This window comes from Kamptonema sp. PCC 6506 (assembly GCF_000180455.1).
GTDB lineage: Bacteria > Cyanobacteriota > Cyanobacteriia > Cyanobacteriales > Microcoleaceae > Kamptonema > Kamptonema formosum.
In genome coordinates, this window is sequence record NZ_CACA01000364.1 from 1 (window position 1) to 16445 (window position 16445).

Consider the following 16445-nt stretch of genomic DNA (forward strand, 5'->3'; position numbering starts at 1 on the left):
CTTTACCCCGCCCCCAGACTCCCCGCTCCCCAGCTCCTCTGTCTCATTTTTCGTAACGGCTTTGCCAAACTCTGTCTTATTCAATAAGCTGAAGCTATGCCCTCTATCGTGAAGTTCCCAAATCCTACAAACGTCGCAGGCAAAGTTTCTCCCAAGTGGGAGGAACTGACCCAGAAAGCACCGGAACCGACGCAGCTAGACAACATTAAAGCCCAACTGGATTTAGTGCTGCTAGCGCTCGAAGCTTTGGCTGGGATTGGCTCTGATGCCATGCTCCGAGTAGCGGCGGAACTAAATCTAGAGTCGTTAGTGGCAGATAGGGTAAGCCTGTGGCGGCTCAGACAGTCAAATCCCTTGCGGAAAAGTCAGGGAGGGCGCAAAAAACTAGATGTGGAAGAAGCGCGATCGCTAGTTTTAATCGTCTGTCATCTGGCTAAGCAACACCAGGCCTTGATCCGTCGGGCCGTCGCCTTGCTCGAACAACTCACTGAGCAAAACCGCGAACCCCATACAGTTGCCCTGCTAGGAGATTATCTGGATACCTTCAGCAATACTTACTCCGATCGCATGGAAGATGCAGAAGACTTAACCTCAGACAACCTGACTCAGTTAGCCTTCAAACTCCTAATTGATTTGCTCTTCTACAGCAGCCCAGACGGTCATCGTCGCCTCTGGTTAGCCCTTTTAGACCGTTCCAAAAATTAAAAATGCCATCAGTTTGTTCCTGAAATTTTTAATTTTTAATTTTTAATTTTTTAATTACCCCTATGGTTCTGCGACGGTACACGCCCCCCACTTGCACCCTAGAAATCACGGCTAAAGTTTCGCCCCTCTCTCGTTGGGCGGGTAAACCAGTGTTAAAATCTCTTCGTTTCGAGCTGCGGCTCGACGATCCGCGCTTACCAGAAGAAAGGCACGTTACGCTTAAAGGCGATCGCGCCCAACTTGAAGCCCTACACGAAGTGGTAAGCACTTATGTGCAAGACTTTCTCAGCCAACCCCCGACTGGCGCTCTCAGATTAAAGTCGGGAAGTACAGACACAATTGCGGAAATAGGCTCGGAACTCTCAACAGCGCCTACTGTAATTTTGAACGAAGACCGCAACCCTTTTGAAAAGGAAGCGAGTACGGTGGATGCAAAAACACCCTACTCCCCGAATACTTCTCCTCTCCTTACTGCTCACCCACGCCTGCAAGCGCGGGGCTTACTGGCTCACGAGCTATTTTTAGGGCAGCTAGCGGATGATACATCGAGAATCGCGATCGAACTGAGCGCTTTGCAGCTATTTGACATCGCCACAGCTCTTGATGAATATGCCACAGAATTGCTAGCTTTGCCTAACTTCAAGCGTTCAGGCGAAAGTAAAGCTTCTACACCCTGGCTCCGCAGTGCAGCAGTGGTACTTTTAACTGTAGGATTGACAACCGGTGCGATTAAACTGCTCGATCGCTCTGACCGCAACGAGCAAACTGCGATGAAGGTACCTAGTTCAACGCCTAGCGCGATCGCCAGCCCGATCTCTCCAAGTCCCATTCAGACTGTACCTCCCCCCCCTGCTTTCGCCAAGTCGCCATTACCACCATTGCCACCGCCGGGGACTATACTACCTAGCCCCGCATCGCCACAAGCCGCGACTCCCACTCCCCCTACTCCCGCACAACCTAACCCAGTGCAGCCACCGCCACCGCTATTTCCCCAACCGCCTGTCCCTGAACCTTCGAGTCCCCCAGAACGTATTGTTACTATTCCGGGAGATTTAAGCGATCGCCAAGCACCCGTTACCCAAGAAGCCCCCATTGCTAGAGCTCCCAAACAAGCTCCTATTGCTCAAAATCCCATACCTGTTCCAGAGTCAAATGGGCCACCGTCAGCTTCCGAGTTGCCGACTTTGCCAAACCCATCTACTCTTAGCAGAATCCCCTCCGCAGTTCCAGGGGACACCGAACTGCCTCCCCTAGCAGATGCTCCATCGCCAGTAAATCCACAGGAAAATACCCAGGCTGCTGCACCTAACAGCAACCGCACTCTTTTTGATACAATTCCCCAAGTTACAGAGGCTAGAACTTATTTCGAGCAGAATTGGACTCCCCCTGAAGGTTTGAAGGAAACTTTAGAATACAGTTTGCAACTAGATCCCAATGGGTCGATTCAACGCATTATTCCTCGCGGGCAAGCGGCTGGGGATTACATAGACCGCACAAATATGCCCTTAGTGGGGGAGCCTTTTGTCTCTGCTATCCAAGACGGAAAAACTCCTAGAATTCGCTTGGTCTTAAGACCAAATGGTAAAGTACAAGCGTTTTTGGAATCTTTGAATTGATAGTTGTTAGTTGTTAGTTGTTGGTTGTTAGTTGATAGTTGCGAGCATAAGGAACAAATAATATTAAGCCTGGTTAGTTAGGCATAATTCCGATCGGGGGCGGGTTCGCCAATATCTCGATTCTTAAGTGAGAAATCCCTTAAATCCTCCCGCCTCAATACTTAAAAACAACAGCCAAGAATTAACAATTAACGACTAACCACGAACAACTAACAACTAACAACTAACAATGACCAGTAACAACCCTCAAATTAATGAAGAACGCATTGAAGCATATCTAAAAGTCATTCATGACCTGCTGAGTTGCGAGACGGGTCAAGAAGCAGAAACTCTGAATTCCTATCCTGACTTATTAGATATTGGCCTGGTGCAAACAATGGAAATGGCAGCAGTAAGGATAGCAGAGGATGGTAATGAGGAAGCCGCTTCCTTTTTGCAAGAAATTGCTGTTCAATTAGCAGAAGCTTTGGACTTGTCCTTACCAGAAGGAATACCTAGTGAGTATTTTAATTTTTTGGGTGAGATATTGCAGACAATCTCAGAAAATCCCGACCCGGAGATCGTATATCCGATTTTGGAAGCAAATCAAAATAAACTCGATCCAGTTTTAGCTGAAATGTTACAATCTTGGGCAATGGCTACTCTACCAGAAGTAGATGCAGAGGAGAGTTTAGCTTTGGCTGGCGTGATTGGCAATTTCAGCAATTTAATGCAGCAATTTCCCGGAGGGGATAGAGGTAACAATTTAGAGATTGCGATCGCAGGTTATGAAGCAATCTCTACAATTTTTAGCCGCGATAATTTCCCAGATGTTTGGGCCGGGACTCAAAATAATTTGGCCGCTGCTTATGGCGATCGCGTTTATTTCGATCGTCAGGAAAATTTGGAGCGTGCTCTTGCCTGTTACGAAAATGCCTTGGAAGTCTATAATTTAACAGAATTCCCGGAGGAATGGGCGAGAACTCAAAAGAATTTGGCTATTACTCAGGAAGCGCGTGCTAGTGTTACAGATAATAGTTAGTTGTTTAGTTGTTAGTTGTTAGTTGTTAGTTGTTAGTCACTAGCGATAGTAACAACAGCTTTGGTGGGTGCTGAATTAACGATTTTTATCCTAATCAAATGAAATGATAGTAGCGCCCACCCTGGAAGATGAGTATTCATTTCAGATAGATATCTACCACTACATTTTTTGGGAAAATGTTAAAAAAATTCAAAACTAGGGAGATTTTGACTATTGTTGCTGTAGCAGTAACGCTAATAACTTCTGAAGCTATTGCTGCTACTAACTTGCCATCTGTAAAGGCAGCAAAACCTACACGGACACTATTGGCATCCCAAATTTTAGCTCAGAATTCCAGCGCCAATGATTATTTTCAGAAAGGCGTGGCATTGGTTCAGAAACAAGACTTAGCAGGTGCAGAAGCAGCATTTCGCAAAGCAATTGAAATCAACCCTAACTTTGCAGAGGCTTATGCTAATTTGGGCAGTGTTTTAGCTAATCAAGATAAGTTAGAAGAAGCTATTTCTAATTTTGAGAAGGCTGTTAGTCTCAAGCCTAATGTAGCAGTTCTTCACTATCTTTTAGGGAGAGCACTTTACGAACAAAATCGACCCCAAGAAGCGGCGGAACCGCTAAAAAAAGCTAGGGATTTATTTAAGCAGCAAGGTCAAAATCAGGAAGCTGAAACAATTGAGCGAGTGTTGAAAGAAAATGGGTTAGAGTAATATTTATAGGTAGGGGCTAGGGGCTAGGGGCTAGGGGCTAGGGGAAGAAGGGAAGAAGGGAAAAGAATCAAGGCTTCAGCAATAAGCGAGTGCCTTAAATACCTTGGCGGTTGCTATAATACCAAATACCAGTTAGTCATCCCCTTTATTAGTAATAATATAATCCGTCATTGCGAGCGAAGCGAAGCAATCGCCTAGTCTCTGCGATTGCTTCGCTTCGCTCGCAATGACAATAAAGGGTGTAGTAAACCCGGATTTGGTATTAGAGAGGACTTACGCAGGGAGTCCCAGAAACCGGGCTTGGGCCGTGAGCGTCAGCCGAACGGTTTTTGAGAGAATCTGTGGGTCACAAAGAAGTATTTTCGTCAAAAAACTGCTGGTTGAGCGAAAGTCGAAACCCGGTTTCTTTGGTTAGGTGCGTAAGTCCTGTCTAGTTATCTCTCTAGATAAAAGTAAAGTCAAAAGGAGAAAGGAATGGGACACCAGTAACACCATTTAATTTCGCTAAGATGCGAGAATCGTTACCGCTAGTATTATCGGCGTTACCATCGTAAATGATGTAAGTGCTGCCACCCGCATCATAAGCAAATAAGAAGGCAGTTCCTCCCAAAATATTAAGCGAAACAGTTGTCTGCACTGGTAATACAATTTGGTTTGCGCCTTTGAGATTGGGGAATGCAGGGGTAAAGTTAAACTGGTCGTTAATCGGTACACCCAGAGCGGCAAAATCCGTAATAATATCGTAGCCGCCAGCCGCGATCGCAGCATTAATTCCCGCAGGCGAAGCCGCCTCAAAAACTGCACCTCCATCAGTAGGGCTAGTATAGCGGAATGTATTATTACCGCCGCCGCCGCTCATGCTATCAACACCAGCGCCGCCTATGAGCACATCATTATCAAGTCCACCATTAATAGTGTCATTTGCCCCTGCCCCATCAATCGTATCGCTACCAGCTAAACCGTTGAAGTTATCCGGGAAAGAACCGCCCACAATAGTGTTAGCACCGCTATCTGCCAAAAATACCTGAACGTTAACTGTAGCTGCGGCCGTACCTGGACTCGTCCCAAAGCCATCGCTGATGGTGTAGGTAAAAGCAACAGTACCAGCAGCACCAGCAGGGGTGAACTGCACCCCTGTACCGCCAAGATTTACCGTCGAGCCAGCTTTAGTGGTGCTGAGACTGATGATCCTCAGTGGCTGGTTTTCAGCGTCACTATCGTTGGCTAGTACATTAATTAGAGTTGGGAGAGGATTGTTAGTAGTAGTCAGAATTAAACCGTCATCGATCGCAGTTGGCGGGGTATTAACTTGGGTACCAGTGTTAGCGTTAAACGGATTAATATTGATGGCGATCGAGGATGTTGCTGTACCACCTTCAGGATCGCTGACACTGTAACTAAACGATCCAGCTTTCCCAGTGACATTAGTTGCAGGTTCAAATCTGAGCGAGGTCAAGTCTTGAACGCTCAATTTTTCGTTCAATAAGGTGACAGAGGTATTTCGCAATATTTGACCGAAGGTAGGATTAGGCAGTTGTGTCACTGTGACTGTTAACGCTGCACCCTCTGGGTCACTCGGTGTTTGAATGCTAAGGGCTAAAGGTATGTCCTGACTGGTTACTAGGCTCTTAGAGCTTTCCACGATTGGCGGTTGGTTGGTTGTCGCCGTTGGGAAAGCAGGGGAAGTCGGCCCTAACCCAGGAGTTGGAGTTGGTGGCGGTATGGGAGAAGGGCCTGGACTCACGCTAGGAGTTGGTGACGGTACTAGGGTTGGTAGTGAACTTGGAGTAGTACCCGTTGCAGGAGAAGGGCTAGTACCCGTTGTTGTAGGAGTAGGTGTGGGTGTTGCTGTTGGTGTGGGAGTTGGCGTAGGCGTAGGTGTGGGAGTTGGCGTAGGTGTGGGAGTTGGCGTAGGTGTGGGAGTTGGCGTAGGCGTAGGTGTGGGAGTTGGCGTAGGTGTGGGAGTAGGCGTAGGAGTTGGCGTTGCCGTTACGGGCGAGGGAGTTGTGCCCGTTGTCGAAGGAGTTGTACCCGTTGTTGAGGGAGTTGTGCCCGTTGTCGAGGGAGTTGTACCTAGAATGGGAAATGGGTTTTCATCAACAAACGGAACGGGATTTGTTGTAAACCTTGATTCGTTGACAGTTGTAGGTTTAACGTCGAGCAGTATTGCTAAAAATTCGCCCGTGCGCTTGTCTCTAATAATGGTGTTGCTGGAATTTGAGCCTGTTCCTTGGGATATCTCCAAGTCTGCGAATCTCAAATCACCTGTAAGGGCGATCGCATCATCGTCAGTAAAATCTCTAATTAGGTCAGCATCAGTTAAATTAACGCCGCCAGTAGTCGCACTGCCACTACTGAGGGAAGCTGGTTGAGTGCTAAATCTACCGATAACAAAGGTATCTCTGCCTTCACCGCCAGTGAATGTATCTGAACCGCGATCGCCAGAGAGAACGTCATCACCACTATCACCAGCAAGTTCGTCGTTACCTTCACCACCATAAATAATATCGTCTCCTTCGCCGCCGCTAGCAGTATCGTTGCCAGCACCGCCGTTGATCCTGTCTCCTCCTTCCTGGCCTAACAGAAGGTCGCTACCACCACCACCGAGTACAGTATCGTTACCGGTATCGCCAAAAAGAGTATCATTGCCGCGATCGCCAGAAACTAAGTCATCCTCGCCACCACCACGCAAGCAGTCATTACCTTTACCACCAAAAAGCGTGTCATTACCTTCGCTACCAAAGACAATATCGTTACCCTGGTCGCCATAAGTAGTATCGCTACCCTGATCTCCAGAAACCAGATCGTCATCTTTACCGCCTCTTACACTGTCATCGCCTGCCCCGCCTTCAACAGTATCTCTGCCAGCATTACCATTCAAATAGTCGTTATTTTCTTCGCCTCGGAGCAAATCTGGGCCGTCCCCCCCAAAAACGGTATCATCACCGGGACGCGCTGAAATAGTGTCATTCCGAGGGCCACCAATTAAATAGTCGTCCAGGTTGGTTCCCTGAACCACACCCTGAACAAATATTGGTTCTGGAGGAGGAGTAGGAGTCGGTGTCAACGTCTCCACAGGTGCAGGTGTTTGTGTTATGGCAGGCCGCGTACCCTGACTCACAGAAGGGGTAGTTCCCTGACTTACAGAAGGACTTGTACCCTGACTGACGGAAGGGCTTGTACCCTGACTGACGGAAGGGCTAGTCCCCTGACTTACAGAAGGACTTGTACCTTGACTGACGGAAGGACTTGTCCCCTGACTCACAGAAGGACTCGTACCCTGATCTGGCGTTGGGGTGGGAGTAGGTGCAGGCGTTGGGGTTGGTGTAGGGAGAATATCAGTAATCTCGCCATTTTCATCTCGAAGCAAAAACGGTGGCCCGTCCTCAATAAAGCCTACTGGCACTGCACCTGGCATTGTTCCGCCTCCTTAAATAAACGCTAAATTTTGTTAGTTGTTAACTGTTAGTTGTTAACTGTTAGTTGTTAACTGTTAACTGTTAGTTTTTAACTGTTTTAGTTATAGCAATCGCCTTCGTCAATTAAGACATAGAAGTAAGGTGGGCGCTGCTATAACGATATTTCTTGCTAATTGAATGAGATAATAGCGCCCACCCTCCGAATATTAACGTTGCAAAACTCATCTTTCAAGTTTCTTTAACTGTTAACTGTTAACCGTTAACAGTTAACAGTTAACAGTTAAATAAACTTGAACTCCGATGCAGTAATTACAGTGCTTAAAGCACCAGGTAACGTAGGAATAGAATTGAGTACAGCCAAGTCAAAAGCGGGGAGACTATCATCACTAACATTCGGGTCATAACCCAAAAGATACTTATTAAAAGTATTGTTCAGATAGACAAAGAAAGCTCCTGATTGACCCGAACCTTTTTGATTTTTCAAAGCGGCATTTACAGCTTGAGCATTGTCAAATTTTGCCTCAAACAATATCACCTCTTGACCACCAATATCATCGCCCGCCGAGCCGATATTCCTAATAATAATACTAGAGAAGTCGTTAGACGTGCCAGAGTTGGTAAAGCCGCCAAAATTGGACGAGCGGAACAAGAAAGCATCGCTACCGCTGACATTGAAATCGCTAATGATATCTACACCTTCTGCGGGAGTTTCAAAGTAGAAGAAATCATTACCGGCCTCACCCGTCAGGAGATCGGAACCAAATCCGCCACCCAGGATGTCATCGCCCGCAGCGCCAAAGAGGGTGTCATTATCGCCACCGCCTAAGACCAAATCATTACCAAATCCACCATTGAGGCTGTCGCCGCCATCTCCACCATCAAGAGTATCGTTGCCAGCTTCACCCAATAGAGAATCGCTACCGCCCTCGCCTAAGAGGTAATCGTTACCGACACCTCCCAATTGCGTGTCGTTACCGTCATCGCCGAGTACAGTGTCGTCACCATCGGCTCCTAATACTGAATCATTGCCTGTGCCACCATCAATTAAGTCTCTGCCCACGCCGCCATCAACAATGTCGTCGCCGGCACCGCTGTCAATGGTGTCATCGCCAACTCCTCCTGTCACAATGTCACTGCCAGCCTCTCCGTATAGGGAGTCATCGCCGGCATCTCCTGATAGGACATCATTGCCGGTTCCGGCATAAACAGTATCGTTGCCTTCCCCAGCACTGAGTGAGTCGTCGGCATCTCCACCGAATAGCAGGTCATTGTTAAACCCGCCATCAATAGTGTCATTGCCATCTTCACCATCAACGGTATCGTTACCGTCTCCACCACTTAAAACATCGTTGCCGGTACCACCTAAAAGGGAGTCATTGGCTGCTTGCCCTAAAATGGAATCGTTACCTGCTCTACCATCAATGATGTCATTGCCATCACCTCCCAAGAAGGTATCATTGCCAGTCCCACCGACAATATAATCGCTGAGCGCCGTGCCTGAGAAGTTGTCGTTGATAATGCCAGTGCGATCGGAAATACTATCTACGACAGTAATACTGAAAGAAGACTGCGGAGTGTTAGAAAATCCGTCACTAACTGTGAATGCAAAGCTATCACTGCCAGTAGGAGCTAATAAGGTGTATTTGACTATGTTGTTCAGGATGTCTTGCTGGCTAAACTTGTCACCGATATTGACAAAGCTGGTTCCCCTTTGCAGAAATCCTTTTGCAGGATCGGGTGCTTTCGTCAAGGTGTAAATTAGCTGCTCTGCCGGAGTATCGGCATCTGTAGCAGACAGTTCCTCAACAGAAATAATCTCGACTGGAGAACTCTTGGAGACAATAATGCCTTCGTTAACAACTACTCGTGGCGGACTGTTGATATTAATAGTGACACTTGCCTGAGCCGTGCCGCCATTGCCGTCAGTAATCGAGTAGCTGAAGCTGTCACTACCAGTAAAACCAGCATTGGGAGTATATCGGAACGTTCCCCCAGCCACAGGCTCTAGTTGTCCGTTAACAGTTGCAGTAAAGGTGCTGACGTTAAGAATATTCCTGTCAGCATCAGTATCGTTAACTAGGACATTAAAGGAAACTGTTTGGTTGGCAACGGTGGTAACGCTGTCATTGACCGCTATTGGGGGCTGATTGATCGCAGGAGTCGGGGTTGGTGTCACCGATGGAGTCGGAGTTGGCGTTCCCGATGGAGTTGGTGTTGGTGTCCCCGATGGAGTTGGAGTTGGGGTTGGTGTCTCCGATGGAGTTGGGGTAGGAGTCGGGGTTGGTGTGCCCGATGGAGTTGGAGTTGGGGTTGGTGTTCCTGATGGGTCTGGGGTAGGAACGGGAGTAGGAGAGGGAGAAGGTGGTGGTGTTGCTAGCCCTGGCCTTGTGGGGGCGGCAATGAAGTTAGCCCGACCGAGCGTCCTGCTATCTACTCCTGGCAATACTGCTAAAAAGTCGCCCGTAGTACCGTTACGGATAATGGTACTTCCGGCTCTAGCATCGGTGCTTTGAAAGATTACGAGGTCTTCAAATCTGAGGCTGCCACTCAGTCCGATTAGATCGCCGCTGCGGTAGTCTGTAATCAAGTCAGCATCGGCTATATCGGGGCCGCCAGTGGTGGTGACGAGGGGAATGCTGGCGTTGCTAGGATTGGGGGCTGTGAAGGTACCAAGGACAAAGACATCTCTGCCATCACCGCCGGAGAGGGTATCTCTACCGAACTCGCCCCAGAGAACGTCGTTACCGCTTTCGCCAACAATGTTGTCGTCGCCGTCGCCGCCGAAAACGATGTCGTCTCCTTCGCCTCCAAAAATAGTATCTTTGCTGTCATTGCCGAAGAGCCAGTCGCCGCCTTCGTTGCCAAACAAGAGGTCGTCACCTCCACCGCCAGAGAGGGTATCGTTACCCTGGTCTCCCCAGACGATATCTTCGCCTAAATCTCCGAAGAGGCTGTCGTCAGCGGAACCACCGCGCAAGCTGTCGTTGCCTTTACCGCCATAACCGGTATCTCTGCCATCACCGCCGATAACAGTATCGTTTTCGTTGTTGCCAAAGAGAAGATCGCCTTCACTACCGCCAGACAATAAATCGTTATCTTTGCCGCCGTAGAGGGTATCAAGGGCTGTACCGCCATCGAGGGTGTCCTGACCTGTGTTGCCAAAGAGTAGATCGTCGTCATCATCTCCTCTAAGTTCGTCGTCGCTGCCATCACCGATGAGGGTGTCAGCACCTCCTAACCCTGAGATTACGTCTACTCTGGGGCTGCCAACTAAGGAGTCATTGGTTTCAGTCCCTCTGATAATTCCGCCCAGGTTGCCCGGTAAGGTGTCGTCACCAGTGGCGGGAGGTAGGGTGTCGTCGGCTCCCGGTGTAGTGTCATCGGCAACAGGAGTAGGTGTAGGTGTGGGTGTGGGGGTGGGGGTGGGAGTTGGTGTAGGTGTGGGGGTGGGAGTTGGTGTAGGTGTGGGGGTTGGGGTTGGGGTTGGGGTCGGAGATGGGGCTGGACTTCCTCCGAGAGTTTCATCCGGCCCTAACACAAAGGGAGGGCCATCTCCGACAAAACCTACTGGCACTGCACCGGGCATGATTACAACTCCTTTTTTAGACGATCCCTATGGACTTGACGAAGGGTTTGAAGATTAGTTTCTCAGGAAAAATAGACTTTAAATTTATCGACAATCCTGATTAGTTTTAACATATTCAAGCAAATTGACAAGAGATATATAGATTTTTTAATCTCGATCTATTTTGCCCTAAAAATGTTAACATCTTGACGTTTTTTTTACTCATCTATTTTGTTATAACTTCCATTTCAGAGAGTAAGGCTGACTTTTTCAGGGGAATATGGAAGCATAAACCAGAGGTAGTAGTGGCCCTGCTTGCTCTTGTCCGTTGGCGGCTAGTTCGCTGTGGCAAAGGTAGAGGTAGGAACAGCGGCTTAATAAATCTAGCAAAATTCGTCGTAGTCTTTGCTCGTTGGCAAATTGTACATCTTCGGCTTGATTGGGATGCCAGGGGTGTTTCTGAAGGAACAGGGGAGCTGCAAACAGGGTTGCTGCACCGCCACTCAGCCAGAGGGGGGAACCTGCATCAAGCCAAAAATGGTATTTGTGAGCGCGGCGGCTGGCGCGGTACTGAAAGATGGTGGCTAGGGCGATCGCACGGCTACTAAGTCCGGCTGTCCGCACGGGAAAGGGGTTGGCGGTGACTGTACCGCGTCGGAGAAGTTGAATAAACTGTGCGATCGCGGCTGGCTGGGAGTATGTAGCAGGTTCGTTTAATCGCCGCCGCCCGTCGATTTCCCAATAGTGTACAGCGGTTTCTACTAATTCCCGTAAGGCGGCTAGCTGGTTGTAGGGTAGATGGCGGCCTTTGAGGAGGAATTTCTGAATTGCTCGGTCAATGAGGACAACGGGGCTGGCTAGGAGGTGTTGTTGTTGCTGCGATCGCTGTTCTTCGATCCAGTCTACTATCTCTTCGTAAGCTGTGGTGGCTCTGTATCCCAGTCGATCCCACCGCGCAAAGGTATTAGCTCTCAGCAAACGAGGGTTTTCTGAGTCTGGACAAAAGCAGCGATCGGCGATCAAGCCGGCACGTACAGGATCGATGTCTGAAGATGGGGAGAGGGGGCGAAGGAGCGGGGGGATGGGGGGAGAGGGGGGAGATGGGAAGATGTAAGGGCCTTGGCGCGATCGCACCCTTCGACTGCGATCGATTTAGAATGTTCTCATGGTCTTGGCGGTTGCTATAGTTTGGGAAAAATTTTAGTTTGGGAAGGGATATAGCAGTCCCCAAGGCGCTTAGGACATTCTGAATTCCTAAAACTCTGATTCTCAACCCTTCTTTCCTCTTCCCTAGCCCCTAGCCCCTAGCCCCTAGTCCCTCTTAACCGCCTTGGCGGTTGCTATAAGTTTTTTGCGATCGTTTGCCGTCCCAGAGATTAGCATAGAGAGAGGGATGGATGCCAAGCTTTGGGTTGTTGAAGCTAGGCCTTAAGTACCCAAAGGAAGGGAGAAATGACACTTAACTTGCGGCGACCTATTTTAGTGGGCGGGATTGGGTTATCTTTGGCGCTTTGGCTGTTAGATAGCCTTCAGCACTCTGTTGCAGAATTCGGTGAAGTGGCGCTGTTGGGCGTGGCGGTAGGTGGTGTGGGGTGGTGGTGGTGGCAAGGGCGATCGCCCTCTGTCGATTTTACACCTGCACCTGTACCTGTGGATCGGGAAATGGCGCTGAAGGCGATCGCGACAACTGAAACTGCGATTAATTTACTAGCAGCAGAAGCACTAAATTGTGATGCTAATTCCAGCTTAAAACAACAGCTCAGCCAGTTAACAGCAGAACTAGATCGGCAAGATTTACACCTCTGCGTTGCTGGTGGCAAAGCTGTCGGCAAAACTGTTTTAATTCAACAGTTAAAATCTAACTGGACAGAGCAACACTCGCAACAGTTAACTTTTCGGGAAGCAGCACCATTATTTATCGGTAAAGATGAGGTAAAAATCTCTTCCGATTTAGTCTTGTTTGTCACGGCTGGCGATATCACCGATCCAGAATTTCAAATATTATCGCAGCTCGTTGCCGCAGGTCAGCGCTTAGTGCTAGTTTGGAATAAGCTTGACCAATATTTGCCAGAACAACAAGCACAGGTGTTGCAGCAATTGCGCCAGAGAATGGCGGGAATATTAGCAGCCGAAGATATCGTTGCGATCGCATCTTCCCCTAATCCGATTAAAGTCCGCCAACACCAACCAGACGGCACAATTAAAGAGTGGACTGAGCCACAAACCGCACAAATTCAACCTTTGACTGAAAGATTAAGTCAAATCTTAACTCAAGAAAGTCAAAAGTTAGTCTGGGCGAGTACCATTCGATTAGCATCGCAGCTAAAATCCGAGGTAAAAACGGCATTAAATGGAGTGAGACGCGATCGCGCTTTACCCATAATTGAACAATATCAGTACATCGCCGCCGCCGCTGCTTTTGCCAATCCAGTAGCAGCCTTAGACTTGCTAGCAACAGCCGCCATCAGCACCCAAATGGTAATCGATATCGGTGCTATTTATCAGCAAAAATTCTCCGTAGATCGGGCTAAGATCGTAGCAGGCACGCTGGCCAATCAGATGCTAAAACTAGGATTAGTCGAACTATCTACCCAGACTATCACCGCCATTTTGAAAAGTAACACAATTACCTTTGTTGCGGGAGGAATCGTACAGGGAGTGAGTGCTGCTTATTTTACCAGAATCGCAGGTTTAAGCTTAATTGAGTATTTCCAAACTCAAGACGCAAGTACAGATATAACAGATGTTAATAGTCTGAAAGTGAATCTGGCAAAAACCCTGCAAACCGTATTCCAACAAAATCAGCAAGTCACCGTCTTGCAAACTTTCATCAAGCAAGTTATGCAGCGTCTCTTACCAGAATCAGCTAAGCATGAGAATGCAATTGCTGCTGAAGTTTCTTAAATTCCTTGACTTTTTGAACCAATTATTGTTTGATTATGGGGTAAGCTGAAAAGCCTACCCCAATTTTTTTGCAAATAGTCAGGTAAGTAAGTCTTATCCAAAAATTAAATTTATTTCAACTTGGCAAACATTTGCGGTAGGTGGTAAATATACTAAAGTTGTGGCTGACAAATCTGGCACAAAAAGATATGTGAAAATCAATGACGGCGTACATTTTACCACTCATGGAGCGAGGATAATTGGCGGTATAATTATTGACAAAATGGTTCAGGATAAAATCTTAAAGCCACAACCTAAAAAATCTTAAATAATTGTGATGCGTAGCAAAAACAATGAAGATTCGCTAAACTAACAATAGTCTACCTTCTTAGTATCATCTTGCCTCAGACATTTAAGTAAAGCTTCAGAACCATCTTGCTCGCTAACTTCAAATATCTGCGAAAGATAATGAATTTTTTCAATGCCTATTGACTCAAAGTATTGACATAAACGCCACGAGTCAATCGCTCTTGGAGCATCTAATAATCCCGTGTGAACATCAACAACTTTGCCGGATTCCTGTCCTGTAAAGCATATCCCTAATCCATGCTGCTGAAATCTCCACTCTTCTTCTCTCGCGTGAAAGTATCCAGAGCGGGGACAATCAAGCAGATACGTCCAGTCAGTTAAATTGCTATACTTCTGTCGAAATACCGAAATAAGTTCGTCTTGAAGATTGGCAAATTCTTGAATAATTGCCACTGCATCTACATTTTTAGTTAGATAATTCATAGTACATTTCAGCGTATAACTAATAGGGGTACTCTATTGCTGCCTCTGCTACTTGCTGCAAAAGCTGCTGTTCTTGAACTGGCGAAACTTTTTGCCGTTTAATCGGGATACTCTCTAATTTTAGTCGCTTAGCAGCAACAACTCGGTGATGCCCATCCAAAATAATCAAACGACCATTAACAGTTGCATTGCTAATTTTTAATTAGCAACTAACTACACCAAAATCACGAAGATTCGCTAAACTAATAATAGTTTCTCCCCTGATTAAACCTTGACTAATTCTCCACCTTCTCAACCTCATCAGGTACTTGCGCCTGAAACACCCTCAGCGCGGCCAAATCAACAAGGCGAACTGCACTTATCCCTTGCTCGTGCTAGTTTACGGCAAGCATTAGCGCGGTATTCTCCTCTTGGTCGCCGAGAACCGACTGCAAATACAGAATTACAAGCAGAATTACAAACCCAATTAGATGTATTAAATTCCACATTAGAAAAGCTTGACCAGAATGTAATTCGCATTGCTGCTTTTGGCCTTGTCAGTCGCGGCAAATCAGCGGTTTTGAATGCTCTTTTAGGTCAGAAAATTTTGCAAACAGGCCCTCTTAATGGTGTCACTCAGTGGCCGAGATCGGTGAGGTGGACGATTCCTCAATCTCTGACTAAGGGAGATATACAACTTGAATTAATTGATACTCCCGGACTCGATGAAGTTGGCGGTGAAGTCCGAGGTGAAATGGCGAAGCAAGTGACTCGCCAAGCTGATTTTATTTTGTTCGTGGTTGCCGGTGATATTACTAGAACTGAATATGATGCTATCCGAGAACTGCAAAAATTTCAGAAACCTTTGATTTTAATTTTTAACAAGATTGACCTCTATCCAGAGATAGATAGGCAAGCTATTTACCACAATCTACAAGTATTAGGGAAGGGAGAAGAAGTCGGTAGAGACGGAGAAATTCTCAATCCCCAATCTCTAGAAATTGTGATGGCGGCCGCAGAACCTGCACCAGTTCAGGTAAGAGTTGAATGGCCTGATGGTAGCGTTACTTATGAATGGGAGTCGCCGCCACCACAAATAGATCAACTCCAGCAAAAATTGATTACAATTATCAACCGAGAAGGGCGATCTATCCTCGCTCTCAATGCGCTAGTTCAAGCAAGAGAAGCTGAGGTAACTATTGCCCATAAAACTCTTAAATTGCGCCAATCGGAAGCAGAAGATTTGATTTGGCAATTCGCGAAATATAAGGGTTTAGCGGTGGGCTTAAATCCTATTGCTTTCTTAGATATACTGGCCGCACCTGTTGCAGATTTAGCTCTAATTCGGTCTTTAGCTAGGCTTTATGGTTTGCCGATGACTGGTTATGAAGCTGGTAAACTTTGGAAGACTATTCTGTTTAGTACGGGTGGGGTACTTTTTGGTGAATTGGGTAGTGGTTTAATTTTGGGTTTGGGAAAAAGTACGGCTGGAATTGTCGCAGATTTTTCTACTTTTGCCGGAGTTGCTGTTACTCAAGCTAGTTTAGCTGCTTACGGAACTTATGCTGTAGGTCGCGCTTCTCAGGTTTATCTCGAAAAGGGTTGTACTTGGGGGCCTTTGGGACAGGATAGAGTTATTCAAGATATTCTTAACCAAGTCGAAAAAACTTCTATTATCTCTCGCTTGCAACGGGAATTTAAATTCGATTAGGGGGATTTTAGTGCCTTGGAGATGCTGCCTGAAGTTGAAAGAATGACGGC

The 16445-nt window shown here is 47.2% G+C and carries 12 protein-coding genes; 7 read left to right on the forward strand and 5 right to left on the reverse strand.

Going from position 1 to position 16445, the window contains the following annotated elements; genetic code table 11:
* Window positions 1–96: 96 nt before the first annotated feature.
* From OSCI_RS26235 to OSCI_RS26250, 4 genes are all read left to right on the forward strand, one after another.
* On the forward strand, window positions 97–705 hold the full coding sequence (locus OSCI_RS26235; RefSeq protein ID WP_007358246.1) for a DUF3038 domain-containing protein: 609 nt from the start codon (window positions 97–99) through the stop codon (window positions 703–705).
* Between the two features lie 62 nt (window positions 706–767).
* Window positions 768–2321, forward strand: coding sequence for a DUF4335 domain-containing protein (locus OSCI_RS26240; RefSeq protein WP_007358247.1), 1554 nt, complete (start codon window positions 768–770; stop codon window positions 2319–2321).
* Window positions 2322–2550: 229 nt separating this feature from the next.
* Window positions 2551–3342 carry a tetratricopeptide repeat protein gene (locus OSCI_RS26245; RefSeq protein WP_007358248.1) on the forward strand — a complete coding sequence of 264 codons (792 nt, stop codon included), beginning with the start codon at window positions 2551–2553 and terminating at the stop codon, window positions 3340–3342.
* A gap of 176 nt (window positions 3343–3518) precedes the next feature.
* Window positions 3519–4046, forward strand: coding sequence for a tetratricopeptide repeat protein (locus OSCI_RS26250; protein ID WP_007358249.1), 528 nt, complete (start codon window positions 3519–3521; stop codon window positions 4044–4046).
* A gap of 442 nt (window positions 4047–4488) precedes the next feature.
* On the opposite strand, the gene OSCI_RS26255 is transcribed toward OSCI_RS26250, so the two are convergent.
* From OSCI_RS26255 to OSCI_RS26265, 3 genes are all read right to left on the reverse strand, one after another.
* On the reverse strand, window positions 4489–7464 hold the full coding sequence (locus OSCI_RS26255; protein ID WP_007358250.1) for an Ig-like domain-containing protein: 2976 nt from the start codon (window positions 7462–7464) through the stop codon (window positions 4489–4491).
* A 281-nt stretch (window positions 7465–7745) separates the two neighbouring features.
* Entirely contained in the window at window positions 7746–11051 is a 3306-nt protein-coding gene (locus OSCI_RS26260; protein ID WP_007358251.1) for an Ig-like domain-containing protein, read from the reverse strand.
* Window positions 11052–11300: 249 nt separating this feature from the next.
* Window positions 11301–12164 carry a hypothetical protein gene (locus OSCI_RS26265; protein WP_007358252.1) on the reverse strand — a complete coding sequence of 288 codons (864 nt, stop codon included), beginning with the start codon at window positions 12162–12164 and terminating at the stop codon, window positions 11301–11303.
* 318 nt (window positions 12165–12482) lie between these two features.
* On the opposite strand from OSCI_RS26265, the gene OSCI_RS26270 reads away from it, so the two are divergent.
* Complete coding sequence (locus OSCI_RS26270; protein ID WP_007358253.1) at window positions 12483–13934, forward strand: YcjF family protein; 1452 nt, start codon at window positions 12483–12485, stop codon at window positions 13932–13934.
* Between the two features lie 160 nt (window positions 13935–14094).
* Complete coding sequence (locus OSCI_RS30450; protein WP_007358254.1) at window positions 14095–14241, forward strand: hypothetical protein; 147 nt, start codon at window positions 14095–14097, stop codon at window positions 14239–14241.
* A gap of 41 nt (window positions 14242–14282) precedes the next feature.
* On the opposite strand, the gene OSCI_RS26275 is transcribed toward OSCI_RS30450, so the two are convergent.
* Window positions 14283–14705: a DUF6896 domain-containing protein gene (locus OSCI_RS26275; protein ID WP_007358255.1), complete on the reverse strand. Its 423-nt coding sequence runs from the start codon at window positions 14703–14705 to the stop codon at window positions 14283–14285.
* Window positions 14706–14724: 19 nt separating this feature from the next.
* Window positions 14725–14874, reverse strand: a complete 150-nt coding sequence (locus OSCI_RS28900; RefSeq protein WP_007358256.1) for a ParB N-terminal domain-containing protein — start codon at window positions 14872–14874, stop codon at window positions 14725–14727.
* Between the two features lie 102 nt (window positions 14875–14976).
* Here OSCI_RS28900 and OSCI_RS26280 point away from each other — a divergent pair, with 102 nt between their 5' ends.
* On the forward strand, window positions 14977–16395 hold the full coding sequence (locus OSCI_RS26280) for a GTP-binding protein (RefSeq protein ID WP_007358257.1): 1419 nt from the start codon (window positions 14977–14979) through the stop codon (window positions 16393–16395).
* Window positions 16396–16445: the final 50 nt, after the last annotated feature.

Bases quoted from the DNA above. Each gene is read 5' to 3' on its own strand.
- OSCI_RS26235 (WP_007358246.1), top strand. From the start codon at position 97: ATGCCCTCTATCGTGAAGTTCCCAAATCCTACAAACGTCGCAGGCAAA.
- OSCI_RS26240 (WP_007358247.1), top strand. From the start codon at position 768: ATGGTTCTGCGACGGTACACGCCCCCCACTTGCACCCTAGAAATCACG.
- OSCI_RS26245 (WP_007358248.1), top strand. From the start codon at position 2,551: ATGACCAGTAACAACCCTCAAATTAATGAAGAACGCATTGAAGCATAT.
- OSCI_RS26250 (WP_007358249.1), top strand. From the start codon at position 3,519: ATGTTAAAAAAATTCAAAACTAGGGAGATTTTGACTATTGTTGCTGTA.
- OSCI_RS26255 (WP_007358250.1), bottom strand. From the start codon at position 7,464: ATGCCAGGTGCAGTGCCAGTAGGCTTTATTGAGGACGGGCCACCGTTT.
- OSCI_RS26260 (WP_007358251.1), bottom strand. From the start codon at position 11,051: ATGCCCGGTGCAGTGCCAGTAGGTTTTGTCGGAGATGGCCCTCCCTTT.
- OSCI_RS26270 (WP_007358253.1), top strand. From the start codon at position 12,483: ATGACACTTAACTTGCGGCGACCTATTTTAGTGGGCGGGATTGGGTTA.
- OSCI_RS26275 (WP_007358255.1), bottom strand. From the start codon at position 14,705: ATGAATTATCTAACTAAAAATGTAGATGCAGTGGCAATTATTCAAGAA.